The organism is Fenollaria sp. (assembly GCF_057222035.1).
The window spans coordinates 266,927-281,249 of sequence record NZ_JBXXYC010000001.1 but is presented as its reverse complement, the minus strand read 5'-3'; the positions used below and the strand labels follow the sequence as shown (position 1 = coordinate 281,249).

General features: G+C 32.7%; 14 protein-coding genes. All 14 read right to left on the bottom strand.

From position 1 onward, the window contains the following. Window positions 1–3 precede the first annotated feature (3 nt). Complete coding sequence (gene atpA / locus AC2UOP_RS01490) at window positions 4–1,509, bottom strand: F0F1 ATP synthase subunit alpha (protein WP_484832389.1); 1,506 nt, start codon at window positions 1,507–1,509, stop codon at window positions 4–6. After that, entirely contained in the window at window positions 1,510–2,061 is a 552-nt protein-coding gene (atpH, locus tag AC2UOP_RS01485; protein ID WP_484832388.1) for an ATP synthase F1 subunit delta, read from the bottom strand. Beyond that, window positions 2,049–2,564: a F0F1 ATP synthase subunit B gene (gene atpF, locus AC2UOP_RS01480; protein ID WP_019213524.1), complete on the bottom strand. Its 516-nt coding sequence runs from the start codon at window positions 2,562–2,564 to the stop codon at window positions 2,049–2,051. Before atpF ends, atpH begins: the two co-directional genes overlap by 13 nt. 5 nt (window positions 2,565–2,569) lie before the next feature. Then, the gene (gene atpE, locus AC2UOP_RS01475; RefSeq protein WP_019213523.1) at window positions 2,570–2,827 is read right to left on the bottom strand and encodes an ATP synthase F0 subunit C; all 258 of its coding nucleotides are present in this window, start codon (window positions 2,825–2,827) and stop codon (window positions 2,570–2,572) included. Between the two features lie 21 nt (window positions 2,828–2,848). Next, entirely contained in the window at window positions 2,849–3,544 is a 696-nt protein-coding gene (gene atpB / locus AC2UOP_RS01470; protein WP_484832387.1) for a F0F1 ATP synthase subunit A, read from the bottom strand. A gap of 45 nt (window positions 3,545–3,589) precedes the next feature. Next, complete coding sequence (locus AC2UOP_RS01465; protein ID WP_484832386.1) at window positions 3,590–3,961, bottom strand: ATP synthase subunit I; 372 nt, start codon at window positions 3,959–3,961, stop codon at window positions 3,590–3,592. Next, on the bottom strand, window positions 3,948–4,196 hold the full coding sequence (locus AC2UOP_RS01460) for an AtpZ/AtpI family protein (RefSeq protein ID WP_070599748.1): 249 nt from the start codon (window positions 4,194–4,196) through the stop codon (window positions 3,948–3,950). Before AC2UOP_RS01460 ends, AC2UOP_RS01465 begins: the two co-directional genes overlap by 14 nt. Before the next feature lie 9 nt (window positions 4,197–4,205). Beyond that, the gene (locus AC2UOP_RS01455; RefSeq protein WP_484832385.1) at window positions 4,206–7,445 is read right to left on the bottom strand and encodes an FtsX-like permease family protein; all 3,240 of its coding nucleotides are present in this window, start codon (window positions 7,443–7,445) and stop codon (window positions 4,206–4,208) included. Between the two features lie 7 nt (window positions 7,446–7,452). Further along, on the bottom strand, window positions 7,453–8,151 hold the full coding sequence (locus AC2UOP_RS01450; protein WP_484832384.1) for an ABC transporter ATP-binding protein: 699 nt from the start codon (window positions 8,149–8,151) through the stop codon (window positions 7,453–7,455). A gap of 23 nt (window positions 8,152–8,174) precedes the next feature. Continuing rightward, window positions 8,175–9,548 carry an NADPH-dependent glutamate synthase gene (gltA, locus tag AC2UOP_RS01445; RefSeq protein ID WP_484832383.1) on the bottom strand — a complete coding sequence of 458 codons (1,374 nt, stop codon included), beginning with the start codon at window positions 9,546–9,548 and terminating at the stop codon, window positions 8,175–8,177. Next, a complete protein-coding gene (locus tag AC2UOP_RS01440; RefSeq protein ID WP_484832382.1) occupies window positions 9,548–10,408 on the bottom strand; it encodes a sulfide/dihydroorotate dehydrogenase-like FAD/NAD-binding protein in 861 nt (286 codons plus the stop codon). Before AC2UOP_RS01440 ends, gltA begins: the two co-directional genes overlap by 1 nt. 125 nt (window positions 10,409–10,533) lie before the next feature. Continuing rightward, window positions 10,534–11,148: a DUF2812 domain-containing protein gene (locus AC2UOP_RS01435; RefSeq protein ID WP_106017841.1), complete on the bottom strand. Its 615-nt coding sequence runs from the start codon at window positions 11,146–11,148 to the stop codon at window positions 10,534–10,536. After that, window positions 11,148–12,461, bottom strand: a complete 1,314-nt coding sequence (gene brnQ / locus AC2UOP_RS01430) for a branched-chain amino acid transport system II carrier protein (protein WP_484832381.1) — start codon at window positions 12,459–12,461, stop codon at window positions 11,148–11,150. Before brnQ ends, AC2UOP_RS01435 begins: the two co-directional genes overlap by 1 nt. A 235-nt stretch (window positions 12,462–12,696) precedes the next feature. Further along, a complete protein-coding gene (gene groL, locus AC2UOP_RS01425; protein WP_070599739.1) occupies window positions 12,697–14,322 on the bottom strand; it encodes a chaperonin GroEL in 1,626 nt (541 codons plus the stop codon). Window position 14,323 lies beyond the last annotated feature (1 nt).

Sequence of the window (14,323 nt, the reverse complement as noted above, 5' to 3'; positions counted from 1 at the left end):
CCTCTAATTAAAAGTCTTTTTAAACTCTTCTATCTTTAGTTTTAGCTCTTCTTTTATTTCATCAGTTAATTCTTTTTTATCTAAAATCTTCTTAGCTGTACCACTAGAAGTGTTTTCCATGTACTCTAGAAAATCGTTTTCAAAAGCTTTAACTCTGTCTACAGGGATATCATCAAGATATCTGTTTGTGACAGCAAATAAAATCATAACCTCTTCTTCGACTTTTAAAGGTTTATATTGTGCTTGCTTAAGTATTTCCATGATTCTTTGACCATGATTTAGCTTGTCAGCAGTATCTTTATCAAGCTCAGATCCAAATTGAGCAAACGCTAACAATTCTCTGTATTGAGCAAGTTCTAGTTTAATACCGCTTGAAACCTTCTTCATAGCCTTGATTTGTGCAGCTCCACCAACACGTGATACTGATAGACCTGCGTTAACAGCTGGTCTTTGTCCTGAGAAGAATAATTGTCCTTCAAGGAAAATTTGTCCGTCAGTGATTGATATTACGTTAGTTGGTATATAAGCTGAAATGTCTCCAGCTTGTGTTTCTATGATAGGAAGAGCTGTTATTGATCCTCCGCCTAATTTATCAGAAAGTTTTGCTGATCTTTCAAGTAGTCTTGAATGTAGATAGAAAACGTCTCCTGGGTAAGCTTCACGTCCTGGTGGTCTTCTAAGTAGTAAAGACATTGAACGATATGCAACCGCATGTTTTGATAAGTCATCATAGATGATAAGTACATCTTTACCTGCGTACATAAATTCTTCAGCCATAGCTGTTCCAGCGTATGGAGCAATGTATTGTAATGGTGCAAGCTCACTTGCTGATGAACTTACTACTATAGTGTAGTCCATCGCACCATGCTCTTCTAGTACATTAACTAATTGAGCTACAGTTGAGTTCTTTTGACCAATAGCAACATATATACATATTACGTCTTGATCCTTTTGATTTATTATTGTATCTATGGCGATGGCAGTCTTACCTGTTTGTCTATCGCCTATGATTAACTCTCTTTGTCCCCTACCTATAGGGATGATGGAGTCAATAGTCTTAATACCAGTTTGTAGCGGTTCAGAAACAGACTTTCTGTCAATAATGCCTGGCGCATTAGCTTCGATAGGTCTGTACTTATTGCTTTCAATTTTACCTTTGCCATCGATAGCTTGTCCTAGTGAATTAACTACTCTACCAATAAGTGCTTCACCTACTGGAACTTCAACGATTCTACCAGTTCTTTTAACCGGGTCTCCTTCTTTTAAGTTCTTATCACTACCTAAAAGAACACAACCAATATTATCTTGTTCAAGGTTTAGTGCCATAGCGTAAACGCCGCCAGATAGTTCAAGTAGTTCACCAGCCATAGCATTGTCAAGTCCATAAACTCTAGCTATACCGTCTCCAACTTCAATAATAGATCCAACTTCAACCGTATCTAATTTTTTGTCATAATTTTTTATTAAATCTTTTATAACTGAGCTAATTTCTTCTGGTTTTAACCCCATTTAGATACTCACCTCACTATTATTTATTAATTCTTTTCTTAATTCGTTTAATTGACCTTTTAGTGTTGAGTCGATAAGTTTATCACCGATCTTAACAATTGCGCCGCCTATAATAGTATCATCTATAACATTTTTTAGCTTTACATGAGATTTTAAAGACGTAGTCAATTTTTCTTCATATTTACTAATTTCATCATCGCTTAGGATATTTTTAGTAATTATTGTTCCATTCAAAATATTATTATCAATATCATATAAATTATTAAATTCATCTATAATAGATGATATCATGTCAAATCTTTTAGCATCAATTAAAACATATAAAAAGTTCATTGTTAATTTGCTTAAGTTTTTTTCATAGATATCTTTAATTGCATTTTTCTTATCATTGTTTGATAACAATGGATGTTTAAATACTTCCATAAGCCTAGGATTTGAATCGATAGTTTCTTTTACTAAATTTAGCTCTTCATAAACTAATTTAAGACAATCATCTTCTTTAGATGCATCAAACATAGACTTTGCATATAAAGTAGTAGCTAGTTCTTCCATTGTTCTTTACCTACTTCTTCAATAGATTTTTCTATGATTTCTTTGTCTTTCTTTGTGCTAATATTTTCACCAATTAGTTTTTCAGCAGCTAAGATGGCAATATTAACCATATCGCCTTTCATTTCGTCCATTGCCATTGACTTTTTATTAGCAAGTTCTTTATCAGCTTTTTCCATAATTTTTCTTGACTCTTCTTTAGCATCGCTAACAGACTTATTAACGATATCGTCAGCTCTCTTCTTAGCTTGATCAACGATTTCGTTTGCTTCTTTTTTAGCTTCTTTTAATTTAAGCTCGTAGTCTCTTAGTGCTACTTGAGATTTCAAATTATTTTTCTCGCTATCTTCAACATTCTTCATTATATAGTCTTGTCTTTTATTTAATAAATCTTTTATAGGAAAATATAAAAATTTACGTAAAATAAAATACAATACGAGAGTGGCTGTAAGCTGAACAAGCATATTGACTAAGTTAAAGTCAACGCTTACATTTAAGCCTTCCATATAAACTATACTAAAGGTTTAACTAAGATAAGAATTAGGGCAATAACTAGTGAATAAATACCTGTTGTTTCGGCAACAGCTTGTCCTAAAATCATTGTTTGAATGATATCGCCTTTAGCTTCTGGTTGTCTACCAACTGCTTCAGCTCCCTTACTAGCTGCAATACCTTGACCAATACCAGGGCCTAAACCTGCTATCATTGCTATACCAGCTCCTAAAGCTGACATACCTAAAATAAAATCGTGACCTGAAATTCCTTGCATTTAAAATTTCTCCTTTCAAATTTAATTTTCTTCTTGTCCCATACCCATTGCAATGTAGATCATTGTTATCATTGCGAATATGAATGTTTGCAGTACACCTGAGAATACATCGAAGTAGATGTGAAACCATGGTGCAACTATTGGTGTAAGTAAATTACTTACAAAGCCTAGCGCAGCATATACAAGTGCCATGATTAATGAACCACTTACTATATTACCAAATAAACGGAATGAAAGTGATATTGGAAGAGCAATATCGCCTATGATGTTTATTGGGAATAGTATAAAGATTGGTTCAAAATAACCTTTTATGGAATCTTTTAAGCCGTTAACTTTTATCTTATTGTAATGTATCAAGACAAAAGTGATTAGCGCTAATGTGAGTGTAACATTAAGATCTGATGTTGGTGGTTTAAAACCAAATAATCCCATCAGATTCGCTGTCAATAAAAACATCATCAAGCTAAGAATGTATGGTGCAAAGCCTTCTCTGTTCTTGCCCATAGTCTGTTCGATTAGTGAATCAATTGAAGTGACTAAAATTTCTAAAACATTAACTAAGCCACTTGGTCTTGCTTTGTAATCTGTCTTTTTTATCTTACTATAGCAAATAAAGATAAATATGACTAAAGCAAAAACAGCTATAACTGAGTTGATAACACTAGGTGTTAGTGAATACATATTCTTACCTATCTGAAAGCTTATCGACAATTCCATCTTATTACCCCCTTCTTTTATATTCAAATCGATTGATTTGTGAATTTATTTACCTATGCCAAATAATTCAACTATGATTATTGAAAATTTGATCATGGTAAAACCGATTGCAGTAGTATAAAAATTAAAATTCGGATTTTTATATGCCGCATATAGTATTATACCATATAATAATAGTCTTAGATAATAATTATTTGAAGTAAATCTTTTACTAGCGTTGGCATCTTTTTCTACAGCCTTTATAGCATTTCTATACATAAGCCTGAAAAACAAGACACTTACAAGTGTTCCTAAGTACAAGCCTAATAGTAAATCCTTCTTGAATCCGAAAAAAATTACAATAATAAGGCTAGAAAGTATAGCTAAAATTATAGCTACTCTTATATACTTATACGTAAAATCTTTATCTTTTTTCATTTTTATCTATCTCAGACTCTTTATTGTCTTTCTTCTTAAAATAATATTTAACACTTCTGTAAAAATTATAAAAACCTGCCAATACTCCTATGATGATAAAAATTATAGAAAAAACTCCATTTGTCTTAAATAATTTGTCCAATCCATAGCCAACTAGATAGGAAATAACTATACTCGATACTATGTCTATGCCAATTTGACCAACTAAGGCTAAAGGTTTTAGTTTTTCTATCATAATTTCTCCTTATTCGTATGCTTTTAGTGCTCCAACCATGTCTGTGCCTTTTAACTTTTTATGAACTATGATCATAACCATGAATATAAATAAATAAGTTAAAACGGCTGAAACTATATAGTTATACCATTGGATATTCGATACTAACTGTATATTACTTGGTGTAATGTACTTAAGTATAAGATGTGTTAAACCAATACCACCTGCATATCCAAGCAAAATACCTAATGTTGATAAAAGTATCGTCTCTCTATAAATATAACTTGTTAGCTCTCTTGGGTAGAAGCCTAAAACTCTAAGTGTAGCTACCTCTCTAATTCTTTCAGATATGTTAACATTATTTAGATTATATAAAACTACAAAAGCAAGTGTAGCCGATGTTAATATAATCAATATAATTACATAATTTAGATTAGATAGCCAATCGTTTGCAACGCTTATGGTCTTGGATACATCAAAGACATACATAACGCTGTCAATTCTATTTAATTCTTTAATAAAAGTATCTTTCGCCTCTTTACTATCTGAGCTTAATTTTATTATATCTGAGTTATCTTCATATTTTTTATTAAATATTTTTTCATAATAATCTTTGCTCATGTAGGCATAGTGACCTAAATAGTTTTCATTTGTGTCTATAACCTTCATTGAGTAATATTTATTATAAGCATCTCTTAGCTCTATATCATCGCCAGGTTCTTTGTGAACTGATTCTAAAAGCTTTCTATTTATTACTATACCTTCTTTAGGTAGATCAATCTTTTTATTTTTATTTAATAAATGAACATAATTTTCAAATTTCTTTTCATCTTCGATAACCATGACAACTACATTTTGATCTGGCATATCAACTGTATCAGCTACCAAATTTTCAGTTCTAAGTGTCATTCTATCTTTGATATCTTCATTACCATCAATAAAATTTGTATATTCTTTTAGCTGATGCTTAGAAAAATCTTTATCATAGTTAACGATTAGATCATAATTAAATACGCGTCCATATTGTCTATCAATTACTTGAGCAACAGCTCCTTGTATAGCAAAGCCAAAGAACAATAAACTCATGCATCCAGCAACGCCAAGAAGTGTCATGAACATTCTTGACTTGTATCTAAATGTGTTTCTAAATGTAACCTTGTATAAAAAGCTTAGTCTCTTCCAGAAGAACGGGATTTTTTCTAAGAATATCTTTGATCCAGCCTTAGGAGCCTTAGGTCTCATTAATTCGCTTGAGTTTTGTTTTAAATATTTTGATAAAACAATACTAACTGGTACGACTATTGAGAAATATGATATAAAAGCACTTATCAATGGGAATGTCATATTAAAATATGGTATTGGTTTTTTAAGAGTAAATGATGCAGAATAAGTTCTAAACACCATCTTGGTTAAAATATTTTGTCCTAGTGCTATACCAATAATTACTCCAATAGTAGTCGCAACAAAACCATAAAATAAATATTTTTTATAAATATCAAAATTATTGTAGCCAAGTGCTTTGAATGTACCAATTTGTGTTCTTCTTTCTTCAGCCATACGCATAAGTGCTGTTAAAGCAACGATTGATGCGATTAGAAAGAAAAATGCTGGGAAAACTAAGGCAAGTATATCCATTCTATGACCTGAGTCGTAGAATAGTTGTAAACCTTCGATATTTTCTCTGTCTATTATATTAAATGTAGGTCTCTTCATGTTTTTAAGAACTCTTTTAGCTTCATCAAGGTCGCTCTTAGCGTCTTTTATCTTCTTATCAGCTTTAATTTTTTCAGAATCATATTTTTCTACGCCTTCATCATATTCTTTTTGTCCGTCTGAAATTTTCTTCTTAGCGTCTTTTAATTCTTTTAGACCTGACGCTTTTTTATCTTCAAATTCTTTAAGACCTGTATTGTATTTTTCTAGTCCGTCATTATACTTATCATAACCTTCATTTAATTTAATTATGCCTTCATCATATTTGGCTTTATTTTGTATATAAGTAATTTCGAGATTATCTATTGTTTCTTTTAGCTCATCTAATTGAGCTTTTGCTTTTTCAAGCTCTTCTTTGCCCTTCTTGAACTCTTCGGCCTTATCAGCAGGGATGCTAGATTGAGGTAATCCAGACATAGCTTCTAATGCCTTGTCCATCTCTTCTTTTTTAGCTGTATACTCAGCCATAGAGCTTTCATAAGTTTCTTTTAGTTCATCTAATTTAGATTTTAATTCATCTAATTTTATCTTTGCGTCGTCTAAATCAGCTTTATTTTTATCAAGTGTTTCTTTACTCTCATCTAAAGTCTTTTTATTGTCAGATAATGTTTTTTCAGCTTCACTAATGGAGTCATTATATTTCTTTTTGCCATCGTTGTATGATTTTTTTGCGTCAGCAAGTTTTACTTTAGCATCGTCAAGCTCTTTCTTAGCATCAGTAAGTTTTTTCTCAGCATCTGCTATCTTCTCATCAGCGTCATCAATTTTTTCTCTGATGTCAGCCTTAATACTTTCAAATTTTTCTATAGATCTTTCATTAAAGGCGCTTATTAAGCTTCTTCTGTTTTTACTAACAATGTCTTTATATTCTCTATCTGTTGTCTTTAAACCATCTAAGCCATTTAAAATGATTCTTGCTTTGCTCTCATCAGTATCATTAAAAGCATCTTTAAGTACATAAGCAAAAGAGTCGTAGTCACCTAAGCCTTTTTTGCTTGTGCCTTTCATGACAGTTGACATATTCTCAGCAGAAACAACTTTACCAACTACTTTAAATTTATAATTTTTTAGAATTTTTTTGCTTTCAAAATCAAATTTTGACTTTTTGCTATCAAATTCAATTACATCGCCTATATTAAAAGCGTTTTTTATAGGATAGGCATCAACAACTATCTCTTCATTATTTTCTGGCATTCTGCCCTCAATAAGTTTAGGCATAGAAATTTTTTCAGGAAGCGATTCAAGATTTATTATAGCTTCGCTGCCTTTTTCAAGTACGTCCTCACTATAAACATATTCAATGTCTTTAATATCAGCTTCAGACTTTATTATATCCTTATCCTTATCTTCTAGAGAAAATTGTGAATTTAAATAAATATCCGCAAGATTCGACTCGTCTATAAAAGTATCTGCTGTTTTTCTCATAAGGGGTCCAACAGATTTTAAACCAGTATAAACAAAAACGCCTAGAGTTATTAAAAGGACTATAGAAATGAATCTACCAGTAGAATTTTTTATCTCTCTAAATATATCTTTCCATAATGCTTTTTTCTTCATAAAATCACTACCATTCTATCTCATCTATAGATTGAATATTCTCATTCACATACATATTTCTTACTTTTGAGTCATTTATCTCTATAACTCTGTTGGCTATTGGAGTGATGGCTTTATTGTGAGTTATTATAACAACAGTATTGCCGTCTTCCAAGCTTCTTCTTTGTAATAATTTTAATATCTTTTTACCTGTATGATAATCTAGTGCACCAGTAGGCTCATCGCATAACAATAGTTTCGGATTTTTAGCAATAGCTCTTGCTATGGCAACTCTTTGTTGCTCACCGCCTGAAATTTGCGATGGGAAGTTATTTGCTCTATCCTCTAGACCAACATCTTTCAATACTTGCATTGGATCAATGGCATCCTTAACAATTTGGCTAGCTAATTCGACATTTTCAAGACAAGTTAAGTTTTGAACCAAGTTATAAAATTGAAATACAAAGCCTATATCATATCTTCTGTAAGTGGTAAGTTCTTTTTCGTTGTATTTTTGTATGTCTTTGCCATCAATTAAAATTTCGCCCTCGTCAGCTGTATCCATGCCTCCAATAATATTTAATAGAGTTGATTTACCAGCTCCTGATGGACCAACTATAACAACTAATTCGCCCTTATTGAATGAAAAATTGATGTCATTATTAGCAACAATAACGCTATCACCCATCTTATATCTCTTATACATGTGTTTTACATCTACAAACATTTTCTCACCACTACCTTAAATAATTATTTTGAAAGTGCCTCGTCAATAGCTTTAGCAGCTTTTTTACCAGCACCCATGGCTTCAATAACTGTAGCACTACCTGTTACTACGTCTCCGCCAGCATATACATAGTCACGAGAAGTTTTTTCTCCTTCATTAACTATGATGCCGCCTTTTTCGTTAAATTTAATTCCAGTACTTGTTTCTTTAATAAGTGGATTAGGTCTTGTTCCTAACGCCATAATTACAACATCAGCATCTATATCGAATTCTGAACCTTCAATCTTAACTGGCCTTTGTCTACCAGAGGCATCAGGTTCTCCTAGCTCCATCTTAATGCATCTTACTTTATTAACATCACCGTTTTCATCAGCCAAAATTTCTACTGGATTAGTTAAGAACATGAAGTTGATGCCCTCTTCTTTAGCATTTTCAATCTCTTCTCTACGAGCAGGCATGTCTTTATCCTCTCTTCTATAAACAACTGTAACATTTGAGCCAAAACGTCTAGCTGTTCTAGCTGCGTCCATCGCAACGTTACCTGCACCCACTACAACTGTGTTAACACCTACTCTTATAGGTGTAGCTGTATCTTCTAAATACGCCTTCATTAGATTTGTTCTAGTTAAATACTCGTTCGCAGAGAAAACTCCGTTATAGTTTTCACCTGGAATGTTCATAAATACTGGAAGTCCAGCTCCTGTGCCGATAAATACAGCGTCGTATTCATCTAATAATTCATCAACTGTTACTGTTCTTCCAACTATAGTATTTAGTTTAATCTTAACGCCTAAGGACTTAATATTTTCTATCTCTCTCTTAACAACTGCATCTTTAGGTAATCTAAACTCAGGAATTCCATAAGTTAATACTCCTCCTGCTTCATGAAGAGATTCCAGCATAGTTACATCATAGCCAAGTTTAGCTAAATCAGCTGAACAAGTGATTCCAGAAGGACCGCTACCAACTACAGCTACCTTTTTGCCATTATTTTTAGCAGTCTTTGTAAGCCTTACGCCATTTTTCAAAGCATAATCGCCAGCATATCTCTCTAGTTTACCTATAGCAATAGCTTCACCCTTTTTGCCAAGAATACAAGTCATTTCGCATTGGCTCTCTTGAGGACAAACTCTTCCACATACTGCTGGTAATGTAGTGTACTTAAATAACTCATCTACAGCTTCCTTTGGATTGTTATCAGCAAGTTTATGTATAAAGGCTGGTATATTAATATTTACCGGGCACATCTTGACGCATTGAGGATTTTTGCATTGAAGACATCTTTTTGCTTCTATAATGCATTCTTCCTCAGTGTAGCCATAGCATACCTCATTAAAATTATTGATTCTTTCATTAGGATCTTGATATTTTATTTCAGTTCTTTTAAATCTATCCATTATCTCAATCCTCCTATCAAATTACAGAAGTGTTTACCTTCTTTTTCTATCTTAGAATATTGTCTAGATCTTCTTAAGGCTTCGTTCCAATCAATCAAGTGACCGTCAAATTCAGGTCCATCAACACAAGCGAAGACAGTTTTGCCATCTACTGTCAATCTACATGCACCGCACATGCCGCTTCCATCAACCATAATTGTATTCATTGATACAATAGTTTTAATATTATGCTCCTTTGTCTTTAAACAAGCAAACTTCATCATTATCATAGGACCAACAACTATTGCATAAGTATATTTTTTGCCTTTATTTGTAATTAAATCTTCAAGACAATCTGTAATAAGTCCACTAAAGCCATAAGTACCGTCATCTGTTGCAACATAAACGTTCTTAGCAACTTTTTTCATCTCATCTTCAAGTATTATTAAGTCCTTATTTCTTGCAGCGATTATAACGTCTACATCAATACCGTGATCATGCATCCACTTAACTTGTGGATAAACAGCTGCAGTTCCTAAACCGCCTGCTAGGAATATGATTGATTCTTTTTTAAGATCTTCTAGTGGAATATTTATAAAATCACTAGGTCTACCAAGTGGACCAGAAACATCTTTTAGTGTGTCACCTACATTAAGCGCTCCAAGCTTTTGTGTAGTTGAACCAATCATTTGTACAGCTATCATAACTGTGCCTTCTTCTGGATTACTATCACAAATAGTAAGAGGTAACCTTTCTGACTTTTCGTCAATAATAATAATTAAAAATTGTCCAGGTTCTGCTTTTCTAGCAATATCTGGAGCTTTTATGTACATAAGAAATGTATTTAAAGCAATATCTTTTTTTTCAATAATTTCGTACACTTTAAATCCCTCCTAAAAATAAATTTAAGTACTTAAATATAAGTATATAATATCACAAAACAATTAAATTTTCAATATTTAAAAGCAAATAGGCCCATGTTTATGAGCCTAATTTTTTTAATATTTTATTTAGCTTTTTTACTTTTAATATATATATTCCTCTTGAAGTTTAAAAATAATATAAACAATAAAATCAATGCTTCAACCGCTATCATAACTTGAACAAAAAATTTATTTTGTTCAAAACTTCCTCCAAGCAGTCTAAAATAAGATAGTAATAATGGCATCATTAGTATTATTGCAAGTATGAGTTTATTTTCCATCTGTCTTTTATAATAATAAAGATTATCATCCTCGCCTAAAATTTCTTCAATGCTCTCAGCCACCTTTGGTTTCATAAGTACATAGATATGTGTTGCAAATAAGCTTGCCTTATAATTAATATCTTGTGAATTACTGTCAAATGTAGCAGCCATGAAAGAAAATAATGATATTTGAGAAGCACTTATTGGGTACTGAAAAATTTCTATATCATTTTTTCTGGCATAAGTTAAAAATGATCTAACATCTTTTTCAGGTCCTTTAAAATAATAAACTTTATATTCATATTTTGCTTCTGTTTTATCAAATTCAAAAAACGAACCCCTTAGGCTAGTTAATTTATAATTTTCCTCGCCTTGTTTATTAAGCCAATTTTCTAAGGAATATATTGGATCTAAAAATTTTTTAAACTTTTTCACTAAAGAACACCATCTTGATTACTATTGTTAAGAGCCATCTCAAGCACTATAAAGGCAAAACCAAATACTACTGCTGGTATTACCCAAGCAAAACCTTCTGATCCAAGAGGAATTCTGTCAAGAAAGCTTCTGATTTGCTCGAACTTACCAATATTTGCAATTGTATCTAATAAACTTGCCATGAAGGCACCAAGTGTAGCTCCTTTATATATTGCCTTATATTTAATCTTATGGTCAAATATATTTAATAAGATTATTACTATGGCAACTGGATATAAAACTGAAAGTATTGGGCCCGAGAATGTTATAATTGAGTCTACACCATTTGTTGCGACTATTGCGCTGAAAAGGCATGTAAATATAACTATGGACTTATATGTTAATTTACCATGAGTTAAGTCTGAGAAGAATTCTCCTGCTGTTGCAGTTAAGCCTATGGATGTAGTTAAACAAGCTAGTGCTACTGTTAATGCAAGGGCAATAGTTCCGTATTGACCCATGATCTTATCAACCATAAATATTAAATTAGCAACTCTATTTGGATTTTCTACATCTATATTAAGATATTCGCTGCCAGTTCCTCCGATATAAACTAGTCCGCCATAAACAAAAGCTAGGCAGCATGCAGCTATAATACCAGATATGACCGTCATCTTAAACATATCTTTTTGGCTTGTATAACCTCTTTTCTTAACACTGCTGATTACTATAGTCGCCATGATTATAGAGCCGATGGCATCCATTGTTTGATAACCTTCTTTAAAGCCGTTAACAAAATTAAGTGCGACACCTGTATTTTTTGGTGTGCCTATAGGCTTAACTATAGATGATACTATTATAGTAAATAATATAACTAGTAGTATTGGCGTAAGAATTGAACCAATCTTATCAACTACTTTTGATTGATTTAATGTAAAGAATAGCGTGATACCAAAGAAAATTATTGAAACAAGTATCGGGCTAATGTTTCCAAATAATGGTTGAATCGCTATTTCGTATGTAGTGGCACATGTTCTTGGTATAGCTAGTAGTGGTCCTATACATATCATTATTAATGAACCGAATAAAATCGAGAATGTTTTATTTACCTTTCCTGCAACGTCTTCAAGTCTTCCTCCTGCTTTTGCCGCAGCAACAACACCAAGTATTGGCAAGCCTATACCTGTCATCATAAATCCTATCATCGCTAAGTACCATTTATCTCCGGATATGGCTCCTAATGTTGGTGGAAAAATTAAATTTCCAGCACCTAAAAACATTGCGAATAATGCAAAACCTACTACCATAGTGTCAATGATTTGTTTTCTTTTCACGTTTATCCCTCCATTACCATAGATATTATACTATATCTCTTAAGTAAAGTAAATATATTTTTAGCATTTTGTAACGTTGTAAAGTATTATTGTTAGTGCTGTTAGGTGCATTCAAATAACAGTGCTAAAGCAAAATGAAAATTATTTATTTTAACTTTTTAATGTTTTGAAAGTTTGCACATAAAAATAACTCACAGCCAATGCCATGAGTTATTTTATAATTTATTTATTTATTCTACATCATTGGCATTCCGCCAGGCATGCCACCAGCCATTGGTGCATCGTCCTTAGGGATGTCTGCTACTGCTGCTTCAGTAGTTAGTATCATTGATGCTACTGATGCTGCGTTTTGAAGAGCTGATCTAGTTACCTTTGTTGGGTCAACTATACCTGATTTAATCATATCAACGTATTTGTTGTTAAGCGCGTCAAAACCAACGCCAGGTTTTTCGTTCATAACGTTTTCAACTACAACTGATCCTTCTAGACCTGCATTTTCAGCGATTTGTCTTACTGGTTCTTGAAGTGCTCTTAATATAATCTTAACGCCTGTCTTTTCGTCTCCTTCAAAGTCATCAACTATAGCTTCTAGTGCTTTGATTGAGTCTGCAAGTACAGTTCCACCTCCTGGTACTATACCTTCTTCAACAGCTGCTCTTGTAGCTGATAGAGCATCTTCTATTCTTAATTTTCTTTCTTTTAACTCAATTTCGCTAGCTGCACCAACTTGAACAACTGCTACGCCGCCAGTTAATTTAGCTAATCTTTCTTGAAGTTTTTCTCTATCGAAGTCTGAGTCAGATGCTTCGTATTGAGTCTTGATTTGTTTTACTCTTGCTTCGATTTCATCTTTGCTTCCTGCTCCGTTAACAATAACTGTAGTTTCTTTGTCAACTTTAACTTTTTGAGCAGTTCCTAGCATATCGATTGTAGCTTCTTTTAGATCATAACCAAGTTCTTCAGAAATAACTTTAGCTCCTGTTAATATAGCTATATCTTGTAGCATTTCTTTTCTTCTGTCGCCAAAGCCTGGTGCCTTAACTGCAACGCAGTTGAATGTACCTCTAAGCTTGTTAACAACAAGTGTTGCCATTGCATCGCCTTCAATGTCTTCAGCAATTATTAATAATGGTTTTGATTGTTTAACAATTTCTTCAAGTACAGGAAGTACTTCTTGTATATTAGTAATTTTCTTATCTGTGATTAAAATGTAAGGATTGTCAAGTTCAGCTACCATCTTATCTGTATCAGTTACCATGTAGCTTGAAACGTATCCTCTGTCAAATTGCATTCCTTCAACAACTTCAAGTGTTGTGCCCATAGATTTTGATTCTTCAACAGTTATAACGCCATCATTGCCAACTTTATCCATAGCATCTGCAATAAGCTTACCTATTTCCTTGTCTCCAGCTGAAATTGAAGCAACTTGAGCGATAGCATCAGATGATTCAACTTTTCTTGAATATGACTTGATGCTTTCAACAGTTTTTTCAACAGCTTTTCTGATACCATTTTGTAATATCATTGGGTTTGCACCAGCAGCGATATTCTTAAGTCCTTCTCTAATTATTGCTTGAGCAAGAAGTGTTGCTGTTGTAGTACCGTCACCTGCGATATCATTTGTCTTAGTAGCAACTTCTTTTAATAATTGTGCTCCCATGTTTTCAAATTTATCTTCAAGTTCTATTTCTTTAGCGATAGTAACACCATCATTTGTAATTAGTGGTGAGCCGAAAGATTTGTCAAGAACAACGTTTCTTCCTTTTGGTCCAAGTGTTACTTTTACAGTATTAGCAAGAATGTTAATACCTTCTTCCATTTTATGTCTTGCTTCTGCATTGAATTTTATTTCTTTTGCCATA

Bases quoted from the DNA above. Each gene is read 5' to 3' on its own strand.
- groL (WP_070599739.1), bottom strand. From the start codon at position 14,322: ATGGCAAAAGAAATAAAATTCAATGCAGAAGCAAGACATAAAATGGAA.
- atpF (WP_019213524.1), bottom strand. From the start codon at position 2,564: ATGGAAGGCTTAAATGTAAGCGTTGACTTTAACTTAGTCAATATGCTT.
- AC2UOP_RS01450 (WP_484832384.1), bottom strand. From the start codon at position 8,151: ATGTTTGTAGATGTAAAACACATGTATAAGAGATATAAGATGGGTGAT.
- AC2UOP_RS01455 (WP_484832385.1), bottom strand. From the start codon at position 7,445: ATGAAGAAAAAAGCATTATGGAAAGATATATTTAGAGAGATAAAAAAT.
- AC2UOP_RS01465 (WP_484832386.1), bottom strand. From the start codon at position 3,961: ATGAAAAAAGATAAAGATTTTACGTATAAGTATATAAGAGTAGCTATA.
- atpA (WP_484832389.1), bottom strand. From the start codon at position 1,509: ATGGGGTTAAAACCAGAAGAAATTAGCTCAGTTATAAAAGATTTAATA.
- atpE (WP_019213523.1), bottom strand. From the start codon at position 2,827: ATGCAAGGAATTTCAGGTCACGATTTTATTTTAGGTATGTCAGCTTTA.
- atpB (WP_484832387.1), bottom strand. From the start codon at position 3,544: ATGGAATTGTCGATAAGCTTTCAGATAGGTAAGAATATGTATTCACTA.
- AC2UOP_RS01460 (WP_070599748.1), bottom strand. From the start codon at position 4,196: ATGATAGAAAAACTAAAACCTTTAGCCTTAGTTGGTCAAATTGGCATA.
- atpH (WP_484832388.1), bottom strand. From the start codon at position 2,061: ATGGAAGAACTAGCTACTACTTTATATGCAAAGTCTATGTTTGATGCA.
- gltA (WP_484832383.1), bottom strand. From the start codon at position 9,548: ATGGATAGATTTAAAAGAACTGAAATAAAATATCAAGATCCTAATGAA.